21 protein-coding genes are annotated in these 23028 nt (G+C 50.2%); 12 read left to right on the top strand and 9 right to left on the bottom strand.

The features are described from left to right. The first annotated feature begins 30 nt into the window (after nt 1–30). From BSZ32_RS07140 to BSZ32_RS07110, 7 genes are all read left to right on the top strand, one after another. Nucleotides 31–1728, top strand: coding sequence for an esterase/lipase family protein (locus BSZ32_RS07140; protein ID WP_105042806.1), 1698 nt, complete (start codon nt 31–33; stop codon nt 1726–1728). A 3-nt stretch (nt 1729–1731) separates the two neighbouring features. Next, a complete protein-coding gene (locus BSZ32_RS07135; protein ID WP_105042805.1) occupies nt 1732–2757 on the top strand; it encodes a lipoprotein N-acyltransferase Lnb domain-containing protein in 1026 nt (341 codons plus the stop codon). A 9-nt stretch (nt 2758–2766) separates the two neighbouring features. Further along, nucleotides 2767–3774, top strand: a complete 1008-nt coding sequence (locus BSZ32_RS07130; protein WP_165788708.1) for a M42 family metallopeptidase — start codon at nt 2767–2769, stop codon at nt 3772–3774. Nucleotides 3775–3926: 152 nt separating this feature from the next. Next, entirely contained in the window at nt 3927–5837 is a 1911-nt protein-coding gene (locus BSZ32_RS07125) for a DUF3604 domain-containing protein (RefSeq protein WP_105042803.1), read from the top strand. Between the two features lie 6 nt (nt 5838–5843). Then, complete coding sequence (locus BSZ32_RS07120) at nt 5844–6683, top strand: peptidyl-prolyl cis-trans isomerase (RefSeq protein WP_105042802.1); 840 nt, start codon at nt 5844–5846, stop codon at nt 6681–6683. A gap of 62 nt (nt 6684–6745) precedes the next feature. After that, a complete protein-coding gene (locus BSZ32_RS07115) occupies nt 6746–7672 on the top strand; it encodes a HupE/UreJ family protein (RefSeq protein ID WP_206018749.1) in 927 nt (308 codons plus the stop codon). Further along, a complete protein-coding gene (locus BSZ32_RS07110) occupies nt 7669–8787 on the top strand; it encodes a hypothetical protein (RefSeq protein WP_105042800.1) in 1119 nt (372 codons plus the stop codon). Before BSZ32_RS07115 ends, BSZ32_RS07110 begins: the two co-directional genes overlap by 4 nt. Nucleotides 8788–8991: 204 nt before the next feature. On the opposite strand, the gene BSZ32_RS07105 is transcribed toward BSZ32_RS07110, so the two are convergent. Next, the gene (locus BSZ32_RS07105; RefSeq protein ID WP_105042799.1) at nt 8992–9516 is read right to left on the bottom strand and encodes a hypothetical protein; all 525 of its coding nucleotides are present in this window, start codon (nt 9514–9516) and stop codon (nt 8992–8994) included. Nucleotides 9517–10297: 781 nt separating this feature from the next. Here BSZ32_RS07105 and BSZ32_RS07100 point away from each other — a divergent pair. Further along, nucleotides 10298–11230 (top strand): amidohydrolase family protein, encoded by a 933-nt coding sequence (locus tag BSZ32_RS07100; protein WP_105042798.1) that lies wholly within the window; start codon nt 10298–10300, stop codon nt 11228–11230. An 88-nt stretch (nt 11231–11318) separates the two neighbouring features. Here BSZ32_RS07100 and BSZ32_RS18330 read toward each other — a convergent pair whose 3' ends face one another. Both BSZ32_RS18330 and BSZ32_RS07090 read right to left on the bottom strand, forming a co-directional pair. Continuing rightward, nucleotides 11319–12137 carry a DUF6515 family protein gene (locus BSZ32_RS18330; RefSeq protein ID WP_129589642.1) on the bottom strand — a complete coding sequence of 273 codons (819 nt, stop codon included), beginning with the start codon at nt 12135–12137 and terminating at the stop codon, nt 11319–11321. A gap of 695 nt (nt 12138–12832) precedes the next feature. Next, nucleotides 12833–13858 carry a DUF3500 domain-containing protein gene (locus BSZ32_RS07090; protein ID WP_206018748.1) on the bottom strand — a complete coding sequence of 342 codons (1026 nt, stop codon included), beginning with the start codon at nt 13856–13858 and terminating at the stop codon, nt 12833–12835. 253 nt (nt 13859–14111) lie between these two features. Between BSZ32_RS07090 and BSZ32_RS07085 the strand changes: the two genes are divergently transcribed. Next, nucleotides 14112–14738, top strand: a complete 627-nt coding sequence (locus tag BSZ32_RS07085) for a hypothetical protein (RefSeq protein ID WP_105042795.1) — start codon at nt 14112–14114, stop codon at nt 14736–14738. A gap of 133 nt (nt 14739–14871) precedes the next feature. Here BSZ32_RS07085 and BSZ32_RS07080 read toward each other — a convergent pair whose 3' ends face one another. After that, nucleotides 14872–15357: a HEAT repeat domain-containing protein gene (locus BSZ32_RS07080; protein ID WP_129589641.1), complete on the bottom strand. Its 486-nt coding sequence runs from the start codon at nt 15355–15357 to the stop codon at nt 14872–14874. Nucleotides 15358–15778: 421 nt separating this feature from the next. Between BSZ32_RS07080 and BSZ32_RS07075 the strand changes: the two genes are divergently transcribed. Further along, a complete protein-coding gene (locus BSZ32_RS07075; RefSeq protein WP_105042793.1) occupies nt 15779–16984 on the top strand; it encodes an NnrS family protein in 1206 nt (401 codons plus the stop codon). Nucleotides 16985–17007: 23 nt separating this feature from the next. Here the strand turns inward: BSZ32_RS07075 and BSZ32_RS07070 are convergent, their stop codons facing one another. Then, on the bottom strand, nt 17008–17685 hold the full coding sequence (locus BSZ32_RS07070; RefSeq protein ID WP_129589640.1) for a hypothetical protein: 678 nt from the start codon (nt 17683–17685) through the stop codon (nt 17008–17010). A 178-nt stretch (nt 17686–17863) separates the two neighbouring features. Then, the gene (locus tag BSZ32_RS07065) at nt 17864–18214 is read right to left on the bottom strand and encodes a zinc ribbon domain-containing protein YjdM (RefSeq protein WP_105042791.1); all 351 of its coding nucleotides are present in this window, start codon (nt 18212–18214) and stop codon (nt 17864–17866) included. A 401-nt stretch (nt 18215–18615) separates the two neighbouring features. On the opposite strand from BSZ32_RS07065, the gene BSZ32_RS07055 reads away from it, so the two are divergent. Together BSZ32_RS07055 and BSZ32_RS18755 are read left to right on the top strand one after the other, a co-directional pair. Beyond that, entirely contained in the window at nt 18616–18789 is a 174-nt protein-coding gene (locus tag BSZ32_RS07055) for a hypothetical protein (protein ID WP_165788707.1), read from the top strand. Nucleotides 18790–18840: 51 nt separating this feature from the next. Next, nucleotides 18841–18990, top strand: coding sequence for a hypothetical protein (locus tag BSZ32_RS18755; RefSeq protein ID WP_165788706.1), 150 nt, complete (start codon nt 18841–18843; stop codon nt 18988–18990). 128 nt (nt 18991–19118) lie between these two features. Here the strand turns inward: BSZ32_RS18755 and BSZ32_RS07050 are convergent, their stop codons facing one another. The 3 genes from BSZ32_RS07050 to fbaA form a co-directional block, all read right to left on the bottom strand. Continuing rightward, nucleotides 19119–20402, bottom strand: a complete 1284-nt coding sequence (locus tag BSZ32_RS07050; RefSeq protein ID WP_105042788.1) for a carbohydrate porin — start codon at nt 20400–20402, stop codon at nt 19119–19121. A 69-nt stretch (nt 20403–20471) separates the two neighbouring features. Further along, nucleotides 20472–21473 carry an aspartate/glutamate racemase family protein gene (locus BSZ32_RS07045; RefSeq protein WP_105042787.1) on the bottom strand — a complete coding sequence of 334 codons (1002 nt, stop codon included), beginning with the start codon at nt 21471–21473 and terminating at the stop codon, nt 20472–20474. Nucleotides 21474–21917: 444 nt separating this feature from the next. After that, nucleotides 21918–22946, bottom strand: coding sequence for a class II fructose-bisphosphate aldolase (fbaA, locus tag BSZ32_RS07040; RefSeq protein WP_105042786.1), 1029 nt, complete (start codon nt 22944–22946; stop codon nt 21918–21920). Nucleotides 22947–23028: the final 82 nt, after the last annotated feature.

Below are 23028 nucleotides of genomic sequence, written 5' to 3'. Positions count from 1 at the left end.
AGGATGAACTCTCTAAATGACCGTTAGTTTATGCCGCTCTCATCTTCCTCACTCCTTCGTTTGTTTGCCCTTGGTTCAGCACTCATGCTTTGCTCGCAGTGCAGCCATATTTACGTCCATGAAAAGGAGAATCCTGTCGTCGATCTGATGGACTACAAGCAGTCGATTGACTCGATCAGTAGCCAACAAGAACTGCTTTACGATGGGATCTACGAGCAAATCATTGTCGCCAGAAAACACGAGAATAGGAAGCCGGACTTAGCTGTCGCGATTTACCTGCAGGTCGCTGAGGCCGTTTGGAGGTCGAAAGAAGATGGCTTCATACCGCTCTACAACCACGCGATTGGTCAGGCTGCGGATCTGATCCAGCAGCGTGGACTGCGAAATAATGGAGTCTATCAGACGAGTTCGAATAGCTACCAAGTTCAGTTTGATAGTAGTCAATCAGCGACTTTTTCCGAATCAGGGTTTGAGGATATTGTCCCTGTAGACTGCTTGGAGAGGAAGGGCTTACGCACGGAGGTGAGCCAAGCGGGTGTGGGAGCTCCTTTGGTGGTCATGCATGGAGTGGATGGGGAAAAGGAAAATCCTTTTATCAGCCCGATTGGTGGAGATTTCAATACAACCCTATTGGTAGATTTCAGTCAAAAAGGTAAAGCCGTCTTTCGCTTCTATGATGTGACCAAAGTGAGCACGATAAGTTTTTGGGGTCGGCAGCAAGACATGAACGTCAATCTCACCGCAGGCTATTATATGCTAGCGAAGCGTAAAAGCGAAGGTGGCGGAGCTTCCCGAATCATGGGGGTATTTAGGCCGATGAAGTATTCCGGTCGTATGGGGCTCTATTTGGAATCTAGATTCGATCCAGATAAGATACCATTGATCTTAGTGCATGGTCTAGTTTCTAGCCCAATGACTTGGGCTGACCCGATGAATGAAATGCTGTCTGACCCAAAAATCCGGGCGAACTACCAAGCTTATACGTATTACTACCCTACGGGGTTTCCTGTACGAATGACTGGGGCAAAGTTGAAAGAAGACCTGCTAAGGTTAGAGGCCTACGCTCGGAGCCAAGGGGCGGCTGAGAATGCCGATAAGATGATCATCTTTGGACACAGTATGGGAGGGCTACTGACTTCGCTCAATATACGTGAACTTAACGAAACAACGTGGTCGAAACTTTCTAACGAACCGATTGATGCACTCAGAATGTCAGATTTGGTGAAGGAGGATTTTAAAACAATTTTCGAGAAGCCGCAACCGTCTGGAATAAAACGTGCGGTATTCATCTCCACCCCTCACCGTGGAAGTAATAAAGCAAATACTTGGTATGGTAGCTTTGTCGCGACATTGATCAAAATTCCTAATAACTTACTTGTGTTAGATTTTGTTGGGGCAGCTCAATCGATGACAGATTTAGGCAAAAGTGTGTTCAACCAAGATGGCCCAATGAATAGCATGGTGACCTTGCGCACAGGAAATCCAGCACTGGAGATGGTAGCTGATAGACCTATCTTACCCAGAGTACCGTACCACTCGATCATAGGGGATAGAGGTAAAGGGGACACTCCGAATAGCTCAGATGGAGTGGTTCCCTATGCCAGTTCACACATAGAAGGTGCCGAGTCTGAGGTGATTGTCCCCTCTGGGCACAGCTCGCACCACGACCCCGCAGCAGTCAAAGAGCTACAACGTATTTTACTAAAACACCTTAAAGAGAACCCTTAGAATATGATGTACTATTTTTCATTCGATTGGCAAAAATGGCTAAAGAAAATTCTTCGTGTCATAGGCAATACGGGTCTGAATGTATTTATCCTCTATTGGTGTGGAGCAGTGTTTTATGATGGACCATTTGGCCAAGCGAATCTGTGGAATGCTTTGTTGGCCATTGTCTGGCTGACGGCAATGGCGCTAGCATGGCGTAAGCTCCAGCTAAGATGGCAACAAGTAGTGAGCGTGTTTGCTCTATCGCTCGTAGTCATCATCCCATGGAGCTTTATCCAACCGTCGAACGACAAGCAATGGGCGCAGGGCTTTGAGAAAACGGGCCATGTGACCATCGAAGGTGACCTCGTCACTTTCCATAACTTCCGCGACTTCGATTACACCAAAGAGGGAGTCGTTAACCCTGTATGGACAAGCCGGCAAGTCCATCTTTCAAAACTCAAGGGGATGGACATTTTTCATGATAGGTTCCTAGGAAACCTGATGGCGCATCCTATCCTCTCCTATGATTTTGGTGACGACGGCCATATTTGCCTCAGCATTGAGACCCGCCGTGAGGTGGGGGAGAAATTCACTCCAGTGGCTGGTCTGTATAAGGTCTTTGAGCTGCAGTATATTTTTGCCTCTGAAGAAGATATTGTTCGCGTGCGTACTAATATTCGTAAAGAACCGGTCTTCCTCTATAAATCAGCAGTAAATATCGATGAAGTTCGTGAGTTGTTTATTAGCTCGGTAAAAGTGCAGAATGAGCTACTCGTGAAACCCCAGTTCTACAATGTGATCAATGCCAATTGCACCACTAGCATTCGAAATCAAATCCCTAAAGACCGTCAATCACCCTTCGATATCCGTATGTTAGTGAATGGTTTGTTAGACAAATACTTATACGAAAAAGGAAGTATTGTCAGCCAGGGTCTGAGCTATAAGGAGCTACGAGATCGATGCCAAATCGACAAGGCAGCTCAAGTCGCCCACGACGACCCAGAATTCTCCAAACGCGTCCGCGAAGGCAGACCGGGGCAGGAGTAAAAAATCACCATGACCGACTATTCCACACTAAGAGAGCTGATCAACATCGACTCACCTTCGGGTTTTACCCACGATGCCTGTGATTTCATCGTCCAGTTGCTTGTAGCCGAAGAGCTGTCGCCATTAACCACTGTGAAGGGCGCTGTGCGCTGCTCGCTCGGGCAGAAGCCAAAGCTGGCGATTGCGGCACACGTTGATACTTTAGGGGCGATCGTTTCTGGTATCAATCACGATGGCACGCTGAAGTTCTCACCGATTGGTGGTTTGTCGTTGACTGGGGCCGAAGGCGAATACGTGCGGATTCGTACGCTCGAAGGTAAGGTCTTTACCGGAACCATTTTGCTCAATGATCCTTCATCGCACACCAACAATGGGCGCGAGGCTACGGCGAGAACGATCAAGAGCATGCACGTGCGACTAGACGAGGAAGTGGCGAATAAGTCCAATGTGGAGAGTCTTGGAATCTGTATCGGCGACATCATTTGTCTCTACCCGAACTATGAGGAGTTGCCGAGTGGCTACATCAAATCACGCTTCATGGACAACAAGGCGGGCTGCTTTGTTTTGTTCGAGCTAGCGAAGCGCCTTAAAGGGCAAGACGTGCCGGTAGAACTATTTTTCTCAAATTACGAGGAAGTAGGCCACGGTGGAACTTGTGGCTACTCTGATGGTATCGAGGAATTGTTAGTGATCGATATGGGCGTGTTAGGTGATGCTTGCGAAGGTGTTGAGACCGCGTGTTCGATCTGCGTCAAAGACTCGACAGGTCCATACGATTATCAGATGCGTAAAACGTTGGTTGAATTGGCGCGCGACAAAGGTATTGCACATAAGCAGGATGTTTATCCCTTCTATGGATCAGATGGCTCCGCTGCTCGTGCTGCTGGCAATGATTTTAGAGTGGGGCTCATTGGCCCAGGGGTAGCCTCGTCACACAGCACTGAGCGCACCCACAAGAAGGGCGTGGAAGCGACTATAGAACTCTGTCTCGCCTATATCGGGCAGTTGCAGTTGTAGGAAATTTACTTCGGCTATTCTAACTATTAGATGACCGCTCCGAAGGGTGGTTACCTCAGTGATCGCTGAGTGTGCTTGACCCCACAGCCGTTATCGTAGTATGAAGTAACTCTTCCGATTTTTTGTCGACACGATCTAACACAAAAACTGCTATGAAATACCCATTCCTTACAACCATCATTTCGATGGCATCGGTCTCAGCGCTCCATGCCGAGGCTGTCACGGCCCAAGAACAGAAAGATAACTTTTCACCCTATGTCGGGAAGACGTACCCGAGCGAAGTCTACTGGGGTGACACCCACGTGCACACAGCTCTTTCGCTGGATGCTGGGTTGTTTGGCAACACACTGGGTGTGGAGGAAGCTTATCGTTTTGCAAAAGGTGAGAAGCTTACGTCAGCGACTGGAGTTCCTGTAAAACTTGCTCGTCCTTTGGACTGGTTAGTAGTGAGTGACCATACAGATTTGATGGGGTTTGCAACCGACCTACAGGCGGGTAAGCCTCACATTTTAGCCAATGCAAAGGGCAAAGAATGGTATGACGGTTACAAAAAAGGGGGAGACGCTGCTGGAGTTGCAGCCTTTGATTTGATCACCCATTTTGCTCAAATGAAACTGCCACCAGAATTTGTCAAAGCGTACAGCCCCGGTGCTCCGGAATTCAAAAGCGTTTGGTCTAAAATTGTTGGAGCAGCAGAAACCCACAATGATCCAGGGAAGTTCACCGCCTTTATCGGCTTCGAGTGGACCTCAGTGCCGAAGGGGTTCAACCTCCACCGCAACGTGATTCTCCGAGATAATGGAGACAAAGCGATGCAGGTAGTGCCGCCAACAACACAGCCACCAATGGGCAGTACGGATCCATTAGATCTTTATAAATGGTTGGAAGAGTACGAGAGCAAAACTGGTGGCAAGGCATTTTGTCTAGCACACAATGGCAACCTGTCTAACGGATGGATGTTCCCAACAGAAGACACCTATGCTGGTGGCAAAGTGGATGCCAACTACGTGAAGCTCCGCGCGAAGTGGGAACCGCAATACGAAATCACTCAGATCAAAGGTGATGGCGAGGCGCATCCTGTGCTTTCGCCAAATGATCCGTTTGCTGATTATGAAAACTGGGACGTGGGTAACCTCGATCTCACCCAGCTGAAAAAGCCAGAGATGCTCAAAGGCGAATACGCACGTGAAGCTCTCAAGCAAGGACTTCTCCTTGAAAAGAAATTTGGGGTGAACCCCTACAAGTTTGGATTCGGTGGTGCGACTGATAGTCACACTACTTTAGCAACTGCGGATGAAGACAACTTCTTCGGAAAGTCTGCTTCTGCTGAACCATCGGCAGGTCGGGTGAACCATCCATTCATCGAATCAAAACTAGGCAAGATCGAAGGCCACACATTGGTGGCTTCTGGATACACAGGTGTCTGGGCAGAGGACAATACCCGCGCAGCACTCTTTGACGCATTCATTCGTCGGGAAACATACGGAACCACTGGACCACGTATGAAGGTACGCTTCTTCGGTGGCTGGGACTACACAGACGCTGATCTAAACGCGCCAAACTCCACGACTCTGGGCTACCAAAAAGGTGTGCCAATGGGCGGAGATCTGAAAGCTCAAGCTGACGCTAAAAAGGCTCCTACATTCATGGTGTCCGCTTTGCGCGATGCTGTTGGAGCAAACCTCGACCGTGTACAAATCGTTAAAGGCTGGATAGATGCTGATAGCAAGCTTCACGAAAAGGTCTACGACATCGCCGTCTCCGGTGACCGAAAAATTGACTCTAACGGCGTCTGTAAGGCTGCTGTTGGAAACACAGTGGACTTAGAAAAGGCAACTTGGTCTAACACCATTGGCTCTACTGATCTAGGCACTGTCTGGACGGATCCAGATTTCGATGCCACTGAATCATCCTTCTACTATGTGCGCGTGTTAGAAATCCCGACTCCTCGCTGGGTTGTATACGACAAGCTTCGCTTCGGTGTTGAGTTGCCAAAAAATGCCCAACTCATCGGCCAAGAACGCGCGTACACATCTCCGATTTGGTACTCACCTAGTAAGTAACCAAGGATGAAATTTCTGAAGGAGCCATTGCTTCATTTCATGTTGATAGGAGCGGGGCTGTTTGCTCTTTATGGCTGGGTAAATCCAGAGGCTAACCAAGATGGCGATCGTGAAAAAATTGTCATCACTGAAGGGCGAATTGCCCAGTTTATCAGCATTTATGAGAAAACTTGGCAGCACCCGCCGAGTCAGGATGAACTAAAGTCATTGATCGATGACTATGTGCTGGAAGAGATCTACTACCGCCAGGCAGTAGCGATGGGAATCGACCAAGACGATACCATCATCCGCCGCCGAATGCGTCAGAAGTTAGAATTTCTCACCGATGATGTGATGTTAGGTACTGATGCCAATGACGAGGATCTGTCGAAATTCCTCCATGCACACCCAGAAAAGTTCAGCAAAGACGGGCTCTATAGTTTTGAGCAAATATTCATCAACCCTCAGCGTCATAGAGACGATCTAGAGGGTTATCTGGCTAGTGTCAGGGCTAAGCTTAAGGCTGGAGAAATCGTTACGAGTGATTCGTACTTCCTCCCCCCAAAAAATATGCAAACGCCCGCGTGGAAGGTGGATCGCGATTATGGTGCTGGCTTTGCTAAAAAGCTCGATGGACTGGTGTTAGCTGACTGGAGCGAACCATTGCGCTCTGGACTTGGTGTCCACTTTGTCCGTTTGTCTGAGCGCACTGCGGGATCGCTACCTGCGCTAGTTGATGTGCGTCAGAGGGTCGAACGCGAATGGCTCCATGCCAAAAAAGTAGAGAAGCGCAGCGCCTTCAATGAAAAATTTGTTGAACAATACGACATCGTGATTGAGTGGCCTGAGGAGGACACCGACGCATGAGACTATGGTTGCTTCTTTGTTGCTTCATTTTTGGGCAGCTGGGTAGTCTCCAAGCGCATGAGATGCGTCCAGCATACTTGGAGCTTAAGGAGACTGGAGCAGGGAAATTTGATGTATTGTGGAAGGTTCCTGCGCGCGGTGCGGACCAGCGATTAGGCTTATATTTACGCTTTTCTGACGATGTGAAAACAATAGGCGAACCGGTGTCGGGTTTCCTCAATGGGGCACATGTGCAACGGCTACGGGTGCAGCGTGAGGGTGGGTTAGCAGGGACTGAGCTACACATTGATGGACTTGATAAAACGATGACGGATGTTCTCTGCCGAGTCGAGTACGCCAACGGAAACCATCTAACCACTCGAATTTCTCCCGAAAGCGCGAGCTATATTTTTGCGACTGAGCCGAGCCAATGGGAAGTCCTCTGGACTTATCTTGTTCTTGGTGTGGAGCATATTCTTTTGGGAATTGATCACCTGCTCTTTGTACTAGCCCTGCTGTTAGTGGTGCGCAGCTGGAAGTTATTGTTCGGAACTATCACAGCTTTCACTATTGCCCACAGTATCACACTAGGCCTTGCCAGCTTAGGTTTCGTCTCTGTTCCTGGTGCACCAGTCGAGGCGATTATAGCTCTGAGCATTGTCTTTGTCGCCGCTGAAATAGTCCGCTCGTACCGCGGAAATCCAGGGATTACTCAGCGGGCACCTTGGATCGTGGCTTTCAGTTTTGGGCTACTCCATGGATTCGGGTTTGCTGGAGCCTTGAGCGAAATTGGTCTGCCGCAGAGCGCAATACCAATGGTCCTATTGAGCTTCAACGTAGGAGTCGAACTCGGTCAGTTAGCCTTTGTTTTGACTCTGGTGCTGGTGTACCAAACCGTGAAACGTGTCCCTCTGAAGCTACCGCAATGGTCACGGTTAGTAGCTCCCTATGCGATCGGCTCAGTGGCTGTATTTTGGGTGGTTGAGCGGGTTCTAGCATTCTGGCAATGAGAGCTTATCTTCTAGCGGCAGTATTGCTGAGCTGGTGCTCGGCAATCGCTTGTCAGATTTGTTTACCCTATCCGAAAGACAGCCTGCTGGATCGAATCAATGCATCGGAGAGTTTGGTGTTAGCGAGGGAGAATCCAGACAAAGCTTATAGTTTGTCGACCATTCGGATCTTACGTGCCTCGCCTGACGTTCCCGAGCTAGAGCTCTTTCTTCCTAGTAGCACACGTAGGATGTTAGATGTTTACCCTGAGCGTTCTCTGCTGTGCGGATGGAGCTCGGGCGATTGGCAGAACCTTGCGGTTCAGACAAAAGAAATGGAAGCAGTACTACCACTTTTGCTAGCGAATTCTTGGGCTGAAGATCGTACACAGCGAGCACAATTTTTTGTCGAATATCTGAACTCAGCAGACCTCCAGCTCCAGCGGATGGCTCACTTGGAGGTAGCGCGTGCCCCTTACGCGGTCATCCGCACGCTGGGTCCGGTACTGGATTTTTCTGAGGTAAGACGGTTTCTTGGGGATTCAAGGATGCTAGAGTGGCACGGGCTTTACATTTTATTACTCGCTCAGAGTGGCGAGAAGAACGATCAAGATCTGATAGGAAAACGCTACAAACTCAACGAAGTCTATAGCATCTCGCTGCAAGCTGCTGCTTGGGCTCTAGCCTATCTAGAGACTGATGCTGCTGCTCTGCCACAGATCCGTACGGATTACTTCGAGGACTTAGTTCATGAAGAGAATGAGGTCAGTGCGGTGCTGGACGCCCTGTCAGCGTACGCCACCATTCACACGGATAAGCAGCCAGCCATTGCAGAGATGTATGCGGTCGCGCTAAAGCGCTTCCCCGAGCAGCTCTCAAAGAGGATCGATGACTTACAAGCGTGGCGACAATGGCAATCAGCGGGCGCCGTAAGTAGCGTATTTACCCAGCAACAGCAGGAAATGAGTATCGAGCACATCAGCAAGGTGAGAGCATTCCTGAGTGCCGCCTCGGAGCAATCTAGTACTGAATTGGTTGATAAGCCGTCGAGCACGCTGCTCTGGCTCTGTAGCATCCCATTAGTTTTGTTAGGATTCCTGACTTTTTCAAAATTCAGGAAATGCTCTGGAGCCTAAGAGGGATGATAGCATTAGCTTTTATTCAGTGATCTGTTGTAGCTGTCTAAGCTCGGAAAAGTCGAATGTTCTGGTTTGCAAAGTCTGGTGGCTTGGATCCTTTCTTATCGTGACCACGCGATCTCACCTCACCTTCGACTTTCAGACATTGGACAGTCTGAGCAGAGGGATCAGCCTTGCATGCTGGCAACTGCCTACTTCTCCTCAGTGGACTTTTCCTTCTGCTCGCCAAGCATCGCGGGTGGGCTGGCTGATTGGTTTGCCCCAGCCATTATTTTCTGCGAATAGGGAATCTTGATAGAGAGCGATTTTTGGGAAAATGAGGCTCTCACGTTCGGCTAGGTTGAGCGAAAATTTGAGGTAGTCGAAGGAGGTTTCGTCATCGGCAGTGCGGAAGAAATTCCCCCAGAGGATTTCCACCGGAGCCTCGCAGACTGCGAAGAGTTCTGCCTCATCGATTGGTAGCTGCGGCATTATTTCGTCTAGGTCGTCGGGGAGATCATCGGTGAGGCCGAAGTCGACGAGATCGCCACGTTTCGCCTCCCAGGCTGAAAATTCTTTTGGTTCACCCTGCAGTGGATGGTCCCACAGGTGGTCAAAAAACTCATCGACCAAAGCATGCTTGAGGCCAATCTTGCGGAAGTAGGCCTCGGTAATGTGCAGGGAGATACAGGCGCGCGCGGTGAGCGAGAGTGGTTGGGCTAGGCTGATGAACTTATCGAGAGTCACAAGTACGAGTGTTCAGATCCAGAGCTCACGAGCAATGCTTTTTATCTTTCGGTCGAGGTTTTTGGTAGGGTCTGACTACCAGGAAAATGCGGAAGGCGACAGTATGTTTGGAGAATGAGTGCTCGGTTTTCAGTTTTCAGAGCTGTACGATGAAACCTTGGAATGATGGAGCAGTACCATTCGAATTGCGAATGCTACCGACTCGCTACTCTCCCGACAATGTGTCGAAGATCGGGAGGTCTAAGGTCGAGCTAGTAAAGTCTGGTGACTTTGACCCAAGCTTATCGCGACTTTCGACAGCCCGATCCAAGACGACAACTCAGAGTGATGCCTCCACCTAGTGGCGTGGTCGATACTGAATGGGCAGACCTTGTGACCGTAACTGGTAGAGAGGCAATACTGACTTATACACAAAGAATTAGGCTTTAGCGGACCTTTCCCGTGGTTTCCAAGATGCGTCAGTTATCGTTCCGTTGTTCAATTAATAGTCTAAAGAGCGGGTGGCGAAATTCCGGCATTTAGGCCAACATGCATAGCCTCAGTTCTTCGAATTTCGTCTTGATCTATAGTCGATGGGTTCTAACAAGAAGTGTATTCTTACAGCACTTGGGTTAGCAATCGATTCGGCAGTGTTCCTATCAAACCAAGAACAACGATTTTCGATGCCTCGGCCAGCCCACGGCTACGGAGACAAACCAGAGAGTCAGTCGATCATTGGACGTTAAGTCGGTGGAATTTTCTGGTGTCATCACAGCTGCCTCCTAGGGTTGTCGGTGTTACCATGAAATTTCTATTCTCCTTTTTACTTCTGATCACGATCGCCGCAGCTGACCAGCGTCCGCTTCCCAAGGTGAAGCACATGATCGATACCCACATCCACCTCTACGATCCAACCCGTGAAGACGGTATTCCCTGGCCACCGAAGGGGGACGAGGTGCTTTACAAACCACACCTGCCGGCGGAGTTCAAACGGGTCTCAAAACCCACGGGTCTCACGGGTGTTATCATTGTTGAGGCCAGCGACCGCCTTGTGGACAACCGATGGGTGCTCGATCTAGTCAAGGGTGACGACTACTTCGTCGCCCTCGTCGGCAACATCGATCCTTATGCCGACGACTTCTCGGAGCAGTTAGGCAAGTTGAAAAAAGATCCACGCTTTGTCGGTATTCGAGCGCGCAACGGAAGTGCGAAAAAGAAGATCGATTACTCCGACCCAAAATTTCTCGCCAGCATGCGTGAACTTGCGAAGAACAATCTGAGCGTTGACATCCTAGCCAATGGTGGAGGGGTGGAAGCTGTCAAACAAGTTGATCAACTGGCTCGGACGATTCCGCATCTGCGCATCGTCGTCGACCATGTTCTCGGGTATGATTTCGACGGTAAAGCAGCCAACCCCGAGTGGGTTGCTGCGGTTGAGAAGCTGGCGAAAAACAAGAACGTCTGGTGCAAAATTTCCGGGCTCTACCAGCGCAGCGTTCAGCAACCTGCGCCACATGACATCAACCACTACCGCAGCGTGCTCGATGTGCTGTGGAAAAACCTCGGTGCGGAACGACTCATCTTCGGTAGCAACTGGCCATGCACCAAAAACAGCGGCGACTACACCAGCTTTGTAAAAATGGTGAATGAGTACTTTTCCGCCAAAGGGCAGGAAGCCTGCGAACGCTACTTCTGGAAGAATGCCGCTGAGGCTTACAGTCTGAAGGTCGACTGAACGCCGTTGAGAAAACTGAGCTGATTCGCGGAGTGTTGCAGAAGGGTCTCGGTTTGCTGGGTATCGAGGGGCCGGAGAGAATGGAGTGTTACCTTAGGCGACGTTTGCCTTTGTCGGAGCTCGACTTGGACTTCAATTGTTTGGAGATGGTATGCTTTTTCTTTTTATACTCGGGTACTCTTGAGCTTTTAGTCCGGGTTTTGGTGGACGGCTTGGTGCGAGTGGAAACGTATGTTGATGATCCACGCTTGGGGGAAACACTTTGAGAATGATCGCTGTGTTTCTTGGTAGCTTTGCCGTGTTTTTTTCTATCAGAGCTATTGCGTTGTCTGTCGTGGGTTCCATGGCTGGAGCGGCTACTATGGCTACTATGGCTACTATGGCTACTCTGACTGCTGTGACTGCTGTGACTGCTGTGACTGCTGGGTCGACGGTATGAGTCGGACCTGTGGTGTTTGCTGCTGCTTGAGTATCCGTGGCTCTTATGCTGGTTGTGACTAGAGTATCCTGATGGCCTTTGGCAAGTCACATAGCGGCTGCCGCTCTTGCGGTACCAGGTGCTGCCGTGGTTGTAGTAGCTGCTGCTACCGACGGTGACGCTGCGGTATCCGTATGGGAGGCGACTGATGCCGTGGCTGCTGTGGTGACCACTATGGCCGATTGACCCGTGGTATCCGTGGGGGCGTGAGCAGCTGATGTAGCGACCGCTACTGCGACGGTACCATTGGCTTCCGTGGTGGTAGTATGGCGTCCCGCTGACGTAGACTGTGTTGTGGCCGTTGGGGAGAGTGGTATAGCTTGCGCTGCCGTAATGAACGGATTCGCCGTAATAATTGGGATCGACGCAGGATGATAGTAGCAGGAGGGTAAGGGCGCCAAGCGCACCGAGCAGGAATGGAGTCTTCATAGTTGAATAGACGCGAACCACGGGAGAAAATTCATTTTCATTTTCAAAAGCCGGCTAATTTTTGAGTTTTCTGGTTGGGAAAATACAAAGCCAAGTGTCTTCACTTGCGCTTGGCTTTAGCTGTACGTGGGAGACGAGGTGTTGAGATGGCAGACTTCAGTTTATAGAGCCAGCAGGATGAAACCCAATTTCAACCGCGAAATACGCTAGGGAATACGGGGGATTTTCAACCTAACATCGAGCGCTGTGATAGGTCTCATGTGCAAAACATGCACGCCTCAGAGGAGCCGAATAATAGCCATGGAGTACAATGCCTTGGCGTATTACTGCAGGATTAGACACACAATACTTGCGCAATGTGACGGTCTCTCCACGTAGCGCGACCGTCTCGGTCGCTCAAATAATCCCAGCGAAGCTGCTGACTCACAGCGCTCAGAGCCCACCAGCGAACTTCCGCGTGCCATTCAGTCCCGTCATATCCACACAAACCCGGCTAATATAGCCCTCCATAGAACCTGATTGTTTTTCAAGATCCTTTATAGAAAAAGAGATTGCTCAAATTTAAGATCATTTAGTTTTGCTGTCTCATCAGATCACATCTCACAGATCGAAGATGATTTGGATGTGCAGGATTTGACACCCCATATTTAAGCGTAGGTGGCGGTGGGGATGATGAGTAGGGAGAGGGAGGTGACCTATTTTCTGTTCTCAGGCTGGCGAATGTGCAGCCAAGCATGGACATGGGGCTTGCCGCGGAAGTAGGATACCATGTTAGGACCTTCGATTTGCCATACGTCCCAGACATTATCGTCGCCGATGTTCTCGCCTTTGTAGAAGGAGAGGTGGAGATTATCGATTCCGCCAGCTTCTACGTGTTTCATAGCCTCCTCCGCATCTACTTTGCGGAACGGAGCGAGGATGTCGCCCAAGACTTTGCGAAGGTGGTTTTTTTGATCGTGTGTTAGATCAGATGCGCGAATACCAGCGAGACCTTCTTTCTTGCCGGTCAGCGCGACGGTTTTGAGCCCGTTCTCACCACGGCTCTTGTTGAGTAATGCGACCTCGCGTTGTTTGCCGTCGAGCATCTGATAGACCTCGTTTGCTTTCATGGCTTGATACCAATAGGCGTTGCCTTCGTGCTTTGGTCCTTCCCGGAAACCTCCTGCGGCGTGACCGTAGAAAATGGGTCCACCGAAGGCAGCGCCTTTCATGGAGTCACCATCGCAGCGACGCGTGCAGTGGCGCCCAGTCAGAACGAATTCAAATTGCCCTGAGCCCGGCTCCCCGAAGATCGCGATGGAGGAGCCGCCATCGAAGCCGTCTCGACCACTGTCGGAAACTACCTGATTGTAGACTTTATCAGCATACTCTTCACTGTGGAGTCCCATAAAAATATCCTTGATCATGGCCTGCTGGTCTTTGGTGAAATCTTTCACCATCGTTTTCGTGATGTGCCAGTTATTATCGACCTCGAGGCGTAGCTTGTTGTTGTAGGCAAAGCAGATTTTGTTTCGTTGCTCCTCGTTCAGACTATCGTAGAGGGTTTTGACGAGGGTGTCAGAAGTCGGCTTTGCTTTGGCCAGGTTAGCGGCACTGCACGGGATGATCCCGCCGGCTCCGATGGCACCAACGGCGAGACCGGCGGTCTGGATAAAAGATCGGCGCGTTACGATCTGCGGACGGCGATTGGAATCGGGGTCGATGTTCATGGCGTCAGACACTGTCAAAATATGAGGAGGGTGTCGATGGGATTTCGTAGGCGTAGCGATGTGAAAATTCAGCACTAAGGCCCCAGCTTCATTCTTCCTTGCCTCAAACATCTGGCATGAGTAGGTGGGGGAGACCACCTTTTCCTTCTTTCATCCTGAGCGTTAGGAATTGATCTTATTTTTGTAATGGCGAGCATGTAGTGTTAGTACTTATAGATAGTGGATGTTAAAAACATTTACTCTATCAGTGTATACAGCGGCTAGTATGCTAACTCCTATATTTGGCCAATCAGCGAAACTCGTCAGTGTCACCGCTGCGGCAGGTGTGCCAGAAGGTGCCGATTTCCAAGTAAAGCCGATGGGCTATGAATACGGAGTTACTTTGCACTTCTTTGTGACGGGTGAAAATATGATTTCCTTTGATGAAAAATCACTGAAGGCTGATGGCTGGAAGCTCGGTTCCTTTCCCAAAGTAGGTGACGATGGCAGCCAAGCATCATTCGCGATTCAGAAGAAGGGCAACTATCTAGGCAAAGTAGACAACCTCAAGGTCGAGGGCTCAGTGGTTCTCTATACAGGTGGTGAGACCAAGACGCTCACTCAGAAAATGAAGGTCGGTGACAAGGTGGTCGAGATGGGGTCATTCAAAGTGAATACTGGTAAAGCAAAAGGATCTTTTGGCGGGGAAGGAGTTCACGTCAAAGGTGACATCAAAAAGATCAAACAAGTGAAGGTACTTCAAAATGGCAAAGAGCTCGACCGACAAGGCTCTTCTTGGAGTGACGGCTCAAAGACGTTCAACTTTAAGGGACTCAAAGGCGAAGGCGAAGTCGAAGTCACCCTCATCTACTGGCCAGATTTAAAGAAAACAGAGGTGTCTTTTAGTAAATAATTCCACTCGGACATTCGCTCCTTCGTCGCCCCAGACGGCTCTCAATTTTTCCAGTCGCTCTCGCGCACTGCGATTATAGGATCATCTATGTCGATTTTGTAAAAACCAAGGGGCTTTTTTTCCACATCAGTGATCAACCAGACATGTCCCCTATAAGATAGGGCGCAGACGGCAGTCGCTCCGGGTTTGAGCTCGCCACGCCACGCTTTCCTGCTGCCGTCGGTTTTGCAATAAAAACCCGCACCGGTTTTTTCGTAAGGTTCCGAAAGGTGAGCTTCACGGTACCGCCTCCCATGGTTGATCGATACTTGCCATTCTCCACATTTTCGGGATCGTTCCATTGCAGTTCTCTGCTTAAGGAGGCCAGATAATCGAGCACGCCACGCACTCTTGCGCGTGTCTCGGGATTCGGGTCATCGAGAAATGCGCCAAGTTGTACAGCCACAGCCTCGCCCATTTCTTTGAGTTCTTTATCTGCCTGCTGACGGATGGTGAAACGCTCATCCCCGAGCTTACGAACCAGTGCTTCGACTTCGGATTTATCCGGAGCCTCCGCGGCACTGAGAGCTGCAGTGAAAACCGCCATGCAGCTGAAAAGGGTCAGGATGATTCTGTGCATACTGAGTGTCATAGAATTGGTAAGAAAAGTGGATCTGAAAAGAATTTATAACAGTTTGATTCCCCCTTCTATATTCAATTCTTCGGGTTTTAAATGATATTTTATCACAGCATTAGAAATCTATTCGATAGTGCGCCTTCAAAGCCAGAGAATCAATGGATGATTGGGCATTAAGTCGGCGGAATTTTCTGGTGTCCTCACATTTGCCTCCTAGGTTTGTCAGCGTTACCATGAAATTCCTATTTTCCTTTTTACTTCTCATCACGGTCGCCGCAGCTGACGAGCGTCCTCTCCCCAGACCATTTAGTCTGTCTCACTGATCGATTAGTAGTCTTGCGCATTTCTTGGGGTGTGGGGGAGGAAATAGGCGTGTGGGTTGAATTGCCTTTCTCGCTTGCTGAGGATGGCGTAGAAGGGGTGTGTGAATACCAAGCTTGTTGCTGCGGAGCCTTATCGGCTGTTCTTTCCTATGGCATTGTTGACTGGGGTGGTGGGGGTGATGTTGTGGCCTTTGTTTTACTGGCAGATGCTCGATTACTCCCCGCTTCAGGCGCACACGCGGCTGATGATTCAGGGATTTGTCGGTGGCTGTGTGATTGGATTTCTGGGGACGGCGATGCCTAAAATGCTGACGGCTCCGTCGCTGAAGTTGTGGCAGGTAATGACATTGGTGGCGGGGTACATTGGCTATTGCGCCGCGCATTCTAGTGGATTGCAGCCACTGGGTGATGGAGTTTTTGCCGCGACGTTGAGCTTCATGTTAGTATGTTTCGGAATGCGAGTAAAGGTGAGGAAATCTGCTGTTGGTCCGCAAATGGTGCTGGCTGTGATGGGAATGGTGAGTGGAATTCTGGGAGCTGCGTGGTGGGCCTTTTGTATGCCGTCAGAGCATTTTCAGGTGAGCATTTTTTCACAGCGATTGCTGTATCAAGCGTTCATCTTGCTGCCGATACTGGGAGTGGGAAGCTTCTTCTTTCCGATGGTGCTCGGGGTGAAGAAGGAGGAGATAAAAGGGACCCAGGCTTGGAGAAGGAAAGCGGGCGAGAGTTTTGTTGTTGGAGCGCTTATTATTCTTACCTACTGGGTTGAAGTTTACGCGCAACAACGCGTGATGGCGTGGACGCGATTCCTTATTTGTTTCATCTGGCTGACCAAGGAAAGTGGCTGGCTCAGGAGGACGGGCACGAAGGGCGTGATGGTGCATTCACTGCGCGCTGGTATTGTTTGTCTGCTCGGTGGCATGATTGCTGTCGCCGTGTTAGAACAGCATCGCGTAGCACTAGAGCACACGCTCTACATCGGTGGATTTGGGCTGATCACCATGATTGTCGCCACCCGTGTAATCTATGGACACAGCGGGCAAGGGGCGAAATTCCAAAGGTGGGTCAAACCACTGGTGGCGTGTGTGGCGCTGCTTATGTTAGCAATGGCGACACGAGTCTCCGCCGACTTCATGCCTGCCATACGCAACATCCACCATACCTATGCTGCGATCTGTTGGGTGGTGGTCAGTGCCATCTGGGCCCTAGCCGTTTTCCCCTTCATCCACCGCTGCCCACCAGCAGTGAAGGCCAAACCTGCAGCGCCTGTGAAGTCGGTGTTAGATATGGATTTCAGGAAGAAGTGAGAAGTGTGGAGTGTGGAGTGTGGTTAGCTCGTTTGTTTCTGCCATGTTTTCATCTGGGCGTGGGCTCTGGGGTCGAGTTTTGGTCTGCCGTAGCCGCGTGCGTTACGGCTGGCATCGCTAAGAATTTGGTAGCTGCTAAATGGATTTGAAAGTTTGTTGGTGTAGCTAAGCTGGCGGGAGACCTTGAAGATGGAGTTATACGCATCACGTGGAGGGACGAAGGTGTCAGGTGTGTGGGTGGTGATCTCGTGATCGACGTAGATGATGTCACCACAGGGTAAGATTTCCTCTACAGTTTCCACGTGGGTATGGCAGTGGCCGGGGATGGTGTAGCCGGTGAAATGGCTCACTTGTTGGGAGTTGTTTACTTTGGCTGGTTCTAGATAGAAATGTTTCTTCCCGTCTATGGCTGCACGCTCTGCGGCACGAACCAGAGAAAAGTAGGCCGTGGCTTCCGGGCTGGGACGGTTGTAGCTCTCGAACCCGATTTGGTAGTTGTTCGCGGACTTGCGGGTTTCGGTGTAACCTCCCCAACGTGAGCTTGAGCCTTGCCAGTTGCCACTTGGGCGGCTGGTGAGCGGATGGTAGTGAAGGTCGGCGGTAGTGCATGCAACGGTCAAGCAGCAAAGGAAGCCTAGTAGTAAGGAGGCGAAGAATGGTTTCATACCGATTTGGACGAGAGCTAGGCAATTTCTATTCATAGGAGTTTTTGTTTTGGCGCGCGGAGTACTCATCCATTCAGCGAAGCGCTCTCGTCAAAACAAAAAAGCCAAGCGCTGGTGAGCACTTGGCTTTATGAAATTGTTAGGCAAGCAGTTAGCGAAGCAAAGGCCTTTCCCCTTTTTCCTTATCACTTTCCCCTCCTCGGCTACGCCGAGGTTACTGATTCACCTTTTTGACGAACATGGCTTTGAGGCCGATGGAGAGTCCGTCCATTTTGCAGGAGATTTCGTGGTCGCCTTCTTCCTGGATGCGGATCGGCTTGGACTTAGTGCCACTTTTTAGGACATTGGAGGTGCCGGTGAGCTTCTTATCTTTGATCATCTGGACGATGTCACCCGTCTGCAGGATGTTGCCGAAGGCGTCCTTGACCACGCGTGGCCCAGTGGCTTTTTCCTCTTCAGCGACGGCAGCTTTTGGCCATTCATGGCCGCAAACCATGCATTCGAGCTTATCAGAGTGCTCTGCAACGTCGTCCATTGTGCAGAGTGGGCAGGTATTATCAGACATGCCTTCAGCTAGGCTGAAGGAGTGATAAGTTGCAAGTTTGAAGTGGTGAATCGCTGCGCGATAGTTTGAAGTGTTCAGTGTTCAGACTGGTTAGATAAAACCAATGTGTGTAGTTTGTGTGGGTGATGTCGTCTCCTCCAAAATCGAGAAAAGCGTGGTGGGTTACCCTTGGGGTGACTTTTTGTTTGTTTGCATTTCTGCTGTTTCTTGGAACCGGGAGGACTTGTGGCGGTGGGGCACGGATATACGCAATCAACAATGGGAAACAGCTCTCCACTGCTCTGTTTTCATATGCGTCAGACCACGATGGGATGTACCCGAATGAGCAAACTGCGATGGCGGAGTTTGGTGAACCTGGCGACACGGCCGAGGCGTGTTTTACTTAGCTATTGAATGCTGATGTGATTGATGATGAAGAAGCTTTTTGGAGTAAGAAGAACATAGTTCTCGGTACCGTCGCTGCGGAGACTCCGGATAACGACGGCATACTCACTGCTGGTGAGAATGCTTGGGGGTATGTTCGAGGTTTGACCACTGAAGATTCACCCGACACACCCATGTTATTTGATAGTTAGAAGGTTGCGGGGGAATTTAGTACTCGAGTGTGGGAGGGGCAGGCGTTAGTAGTGAAACTCAATGGCTCGGTAAAGACGATGGATATTTCGCCCGCCGATAAGCCAGTTGGCCTCGTTTTAGAAGAACGTGACGGAAGGAAAGTGAACATCTTCAAAGACCTTCCGGAAGGAGCAAAGTTACTAGTTCCAGGTTTGGAGTAGGGTGAATTCCTATCGCGATTACGCGATCTGGTTGGACATTTGACCTTATGACTTTGGACATTGGAGAGTGTCGAAGGTCTGAAAGTCGAAGGTGGAGTTAGAAAAGTATGGGTGCTTTGATTCCCGGGTTAGAAGAATACTCGAGCGCGGAGTCCGAAGGATACAACACTGTCCTTGTCTTGGTTGAGCGCAGGGTTTCCTATAAGGTTGATATTGGGAATGACTTCAAGGTTCCGCGTCAGCCGGAGGCGAGTGAAGAGCTCGAGAGCGTATTGGTCATGCAGTGCCGGCCCGAATGTGTCTTGGTTAGGTTCGGACCAATTGAGACCTAGGCCTACCAGGCTAATTCCGTCTGATAGATGATAGGCCGTTCCAGTGCTAATCGATTTCTGGAAGAGGCTGCCACCGTCCTCGGCGTAACCGCCTCTGAGGAAGTACATCCACTTTGTGCCAATGGAATGCGAATATGAAAAGTTGGCTCCCCAACCATCAGACACTCCCGCGCCATCACGTTCATCGACATGCCACAGCGTGACGTGTGCGTTGTCGAGGTAGAAGCGCTCTTGTGAGGTAGTCCAACCTAGCTCGATGGATTTGAAGTATTCGTTGTCGTTAAAAAAGGTGTCGAAGCCATTGAATGGGTCGGTGGAGTCAGCATTGGCGTCAGCAAAACCGGTGATTAGGTAGAAGTTGTCCGTAAGCATGGCATTGAAGTAGGCTCCTAGGGCCGCATCGTCGGGCACTCCGATAGTGGCACTCCCCGTACCAAAACTAAAGTTGGTGAAGCCATTCCAAGGCGAGGCGAGGGCGTAGAGATCCACCCAATCCGTGGTGTCGATCATGCCTGCTATAAGTTCGACGCGACCGTCCTTAAAAAGCTGCTTCCAATAGAGGTTTGTGAGCCTAGGTCCGGAGTCACTGAGAGGGCCAAAAAGAGCTCCGGCGTAGCCCATGTCGGCTGCGGCCCCATTGTAGGCTGGAGTCGTGTAGCCATGTCGGTGTTCCGCCTTCCAAATAAAGGTGCCAGTATTACCAGATTCACGTCCGATGAGATCCCATGACCCGTAAAATCGTAGAGCTCCACTAGCATAGAAATCCCTTCCGCTGAGACTACTCGAGGCTGCAAGTGCTCCGGAAGTGTAGTCCAAGGTGTAGGAAAATCCATGTTGTTCACGCAGCTGGTCTTTCCAGTTGAAATAGCTTTCAAGTCCGCCGACTCCAGTCAAGGAATCTGTAATGCTCGCGTCATCGTCTTGCTGATTTTGAACAGAGTTTGGTCCACCAAAGCCGGTTGATGAAGCTACATCCACTGAAGTATCGGTTTGGCCAACCATTTGTGGTTCTTCAGCCATTCCGGAAAGGCATGACAGTGTGAACAGTAAAATGAAACTGCTGGATTGTTTATTCTTCATGTGATCTCTCAGGTTTTTGCGTTTCTAACGGAGGTGCAATATTGGATCGTTCTAGGTGTGTTATGCTGGCTAAATATGACCGACAAATGGGCGACGCACGCAACCGTGGTAAATGAACTCGGTTAGAGATGTGTAGTCCCAAACCGGCATTTTTGTTAATTTCTGAACAGCCACTGCGTGCGGAGAGAGTTCCGTGCATTCGAGTAGAATGACAGCGATGTCTTTATCCCTCTTAAGCAGTCGCTTGATGCCTGCAAGGACATCGGCTTCGAACCTAGCTGCATTGTACTTGCCAGTGCAGGCCATCGCTGCGGCGAATTCTAGATCATCTCCGCAACCTTCGATCACAACGCGCGTGGCTTTGTCCTCGGCACTCAACCCACAATTTTCCATCGCTGGGCCGCTACTGAGTAGTGGCCCATTGGCTGTAAGCACGCCAACCTTCTTGTTGCGTGGCATGGAGCGCACGATCATTGGCAGCATCATCAGGCTGGAGGAGAAAAAGGGAGTGTCGATTTGATCCTGCACAGCCTTCTGGTAGTGACCAAAGAAGCCGCAATTTCCCATGATGGCACTCACGCCCTGTAGCTCGAGCCACTTAGCGGCCTCGACGACACCATCGGTAAAGTTTTTCACTGGTGTGGTAGCCATCACGTCCAATACGTTGTCCGAGTTCATCTCGCGATAGAGCATCGGGAAATCAAAGGTGGTGGCATTGCCCATGTTGCCGGGCATCATAGGTAGGTTGGCACGAAACTGAACTAGTCCGATTGTCACGCCTGAGACGTTACGTCCGCTCCACCAAGTAAGATCAGAATTGTCTGGGTCGAAGCCGGTTTCTTCCGTGTAAAGGTCTGTATCTTTCTCGCCTGGCTTGAGCGTTTTCCAGTCGGGAGTGCTAAATTTTCCAGCCTTGGCGGCATCTTCGGCGCTGGCTTGCTCGGCGGCTCCTATTACTGCTCCACCAAGTATGGCGGCTCCGATAGATTTCCCAAGAAATTCTCGGCGAGCAATGGGGGCATTATTTGTTGGGGTAGATTGATCTAACTTGTTGGGGTTTTCAGGAGTCATAACATTCGACCATTATAGAATAATCCTTTTAGAGTCAAGAGGGTTTGAATGGTGCCTAACAATGGTAAAATGTGTTAAGTGACTGTTGGGGTAAGACTTGAGCTATAGAGCGATCGCCGCCACTCAGATCTTTTCTGACTTTGGACCTTATGACTTTGGACACTGAGGAGCATCGAAGGTCTGAAAGTCGAGCTAGCAAAGTCTGGTGACTTTGTGGGGGGGGGCTATCGCGGCCAAGCGATGTGGCTAGACCTTGGATGTTCTGACTTTTGGCAATTGGAGCGTGTTGGTTGGTCTGCCAATCGTCTGCAAAGAGGCTGGAAGCATCTTCTACGGTACGAAAAAGCCCTGCTAGGTGAATGATCACCTAGCAGGGCTTAGAAAGTATTTTTGCGAAGCAAGAAACTCAGTCTGAAAACTGAAAACTGCTCACTGAAAACTCATTCACTTTTTATAAATCGTCTTACCTGTGGAGAGGAGGTCGTCACAAGCTTCTTTCATGCGCTCGCAGAGGCCTTGCTCACCCTTCTTGAGGTAAGAACGTGGATCGTATTGACCCTTAACTCCTACTTCGCCGTCGATCTTAAGAACACCTTCGATGCTCTGACAGATGTGAGTGACCACTGGGCGTGTGAACGCGTACTGAGTGTCAGTGTCGATGTTCATTTTGATAACACCGTAACCGAGTGTCTCGCGGATGTCGGAGAGCTCAGAACCTGAACCACCGTGGAATACGAAGTCCATTTGCGCAGCAGCGCCGTGCTTCTCAGTAACAGCAGCTTGGCCGTCACGAAGAATTGTTGGCTTGAGCTTAACTGAACCTGGCTTGTATGCGCCGTGAACGTTGCCGAATGTAGCAGCGAACATGAAGCGACCGATTGGTGCGAGTGTCTCGTACACCTGAATCATGTCTTCAGTCGTTGTGTAGAGCTTCTCAGCTGGGAGATCAGATGTGTCGTGACCGTCTTCTTCACCACCTACGCAGCCAGCTTCGACTTCGAGGATGATGTTGAGCTCAGCGCACTCCTTGAGGAGTTCAGCGGAGATCTTCATGTTTGCGTCGAGGTCGGTAACAGAGCCGTCGAACATGTGGGACTGGAAGAGTGGTCCTTTGCCTTCTGCGATGCGCTTGCGGGAAGCTGCGAGAAGTGGCTTGAGGAAACCTTCAACCTTGTGTGGGTGACAGTGGTCAGTGTGGAGGCCGATGAGTACGTCGTGCTTCTCTGCGAGGAGGTGCACTGCTTCAGCGAGAACGATAGCACCAAATGCCTCGTCTGCTACGGCAAGGCCGGAAGCGAATGAACCGCCACCAGTGGAAACCTGGATGATTCCGTCAGAGCCGGACTCGGAGAATGCTTTCAATGCGCCGTTGATGGTCGCGAGTGAAGTTACGTTGATTGCAGGGTATGCGTAGCCGCCCTTTTGGGCTGCATCTATCATATCCGCGTATTGTTGTGGTGTTGCAACTGGCATTTTACCGCTTTAGCCGATGTCTGACTGATGTGCAAGAGTTTAGATAAGTCAGCAGATTTCATGCTACTGTGGCACTAGTTAC

It is taken from the genome of Rubritalea profundi (genome assembly GCF_002954445.1).
Taxonomy (GTDB): Bacteria; Verrucomicrobiota; Verrucomicrobiia; order Verrucomicrobiales; family Akkermansiaceae; genus Rubritalea; species Rubritalea profundi.
This window is presented reverse-complemented; position numbering and strand designations above follow the sequence as displayed.

Coding starts and splice junctions, on each gene's coding strand:
- BSZ32_RS07115 (WP_206018749.1), top strand. CDS start 6,746: ATGCGTCCAGCATACTTGGAGCTTAAGGAGACTGGAGCAGGGAAATTT.
- BSZ32_RS07135 (WP_105042805.1), top strand. CDS start 1,732: ATGATGTACTATTTTTCATTCGATTGGCAAAAATGGCTAAAGAAAATT.
- BSZ32_RS07045 (WP_105042787.1), bottom strand. CDS start 21,473: ATGACTCCTGAAAACCCCAACAAGTTAGATCAATCTACCCCAACAAAT.
- BSZ32_RS07100 (WP_105042798.1), top strand. CDS start 10,298: ATGAAATTTCTATTCTCCTTTTTACTTCTGATCACGATCGCCGCAGCT.
- BSZ32_RS07080 (WP_129589641.1), bottom strand. CDS start 15,357: ATGCACAGAATCATCCTGACCCTTTTCAGCTGCATGGCGGTTTTCACT.
- BSZ32_RS07125 (WP_105042803.1), top strand. CDS start 3,927: ATGAAATACCCATTCCTTACAACCATCATTTCGATGGCATCGGTCTCA.
- fbaA (WP_105042786.1), bottom strand. CDS start 22,946: ATGCCAGTTGCAACACCACAACAATACGCGGATATGATAGATGCAGCC.
- BSZ32_RS18330 (WP_129589642.1), bottom strand. CDS start 12,137: ATGAAGACTCCATTCCTGCTCGGTGCGCTTGGCGCCCTTACCCTCCTG.
- BSZ32_RS07120 (WP_105042802.1), top strand. CDS start 5,844: ATGAAATTTCTGAAGGAGCCATTGCTTCATTTCATGTTGATAGGAGCG.
- BSZ32_RS07050 (WP_105042788.1), bottom strand. CDS start 20,402: ATGAAGAATAAACAATCCAGCAGTTTCATTTTACTGTTCACACTGTCA.
- BSZ32_RS07065 (WP_105042791.1), bottom strand. CDS start 18,214: ATGTCTGATAATACCTGCCCACTCTGCACAATGGACGACGTTGCAGAG.
- BSZ32_RS07130 (WP_165788708.1), top strand. CDS start 2,767: ATGACCGACTATTCCACACTAAGAGAGCTGATCAACATCGACTCACCT.
- BSZ32_RS07110 (WP_105042800.1), top strand. CDS start 7,669: ATGAGAGCTTATCTTCTAGCGGCAGTATTGCTGAGCTGGTGCTCGGCA.
- BSZ32_RS07070 (WP_129589640.1), bottom strand. CDS start 17,685: ATGAATAGAAATTGCCTAGCTCTCGTCCAAATCGGTATGAAACCATTC.
- BSZ32_RS07085 (WP_105042795.1), top strand. CDS start 14,112: ATGCTAACTCCTATATTTGGCCAATCAGCGAAACTCGTCAGTGTCACC.
- BSZ32_RS07140 (WP_105042806.1), top strand. CDS start 31: ATGCCGCTCTCATCTTCCTCACTCCTTCGTTTGTTTGCCCTTGGTTCA.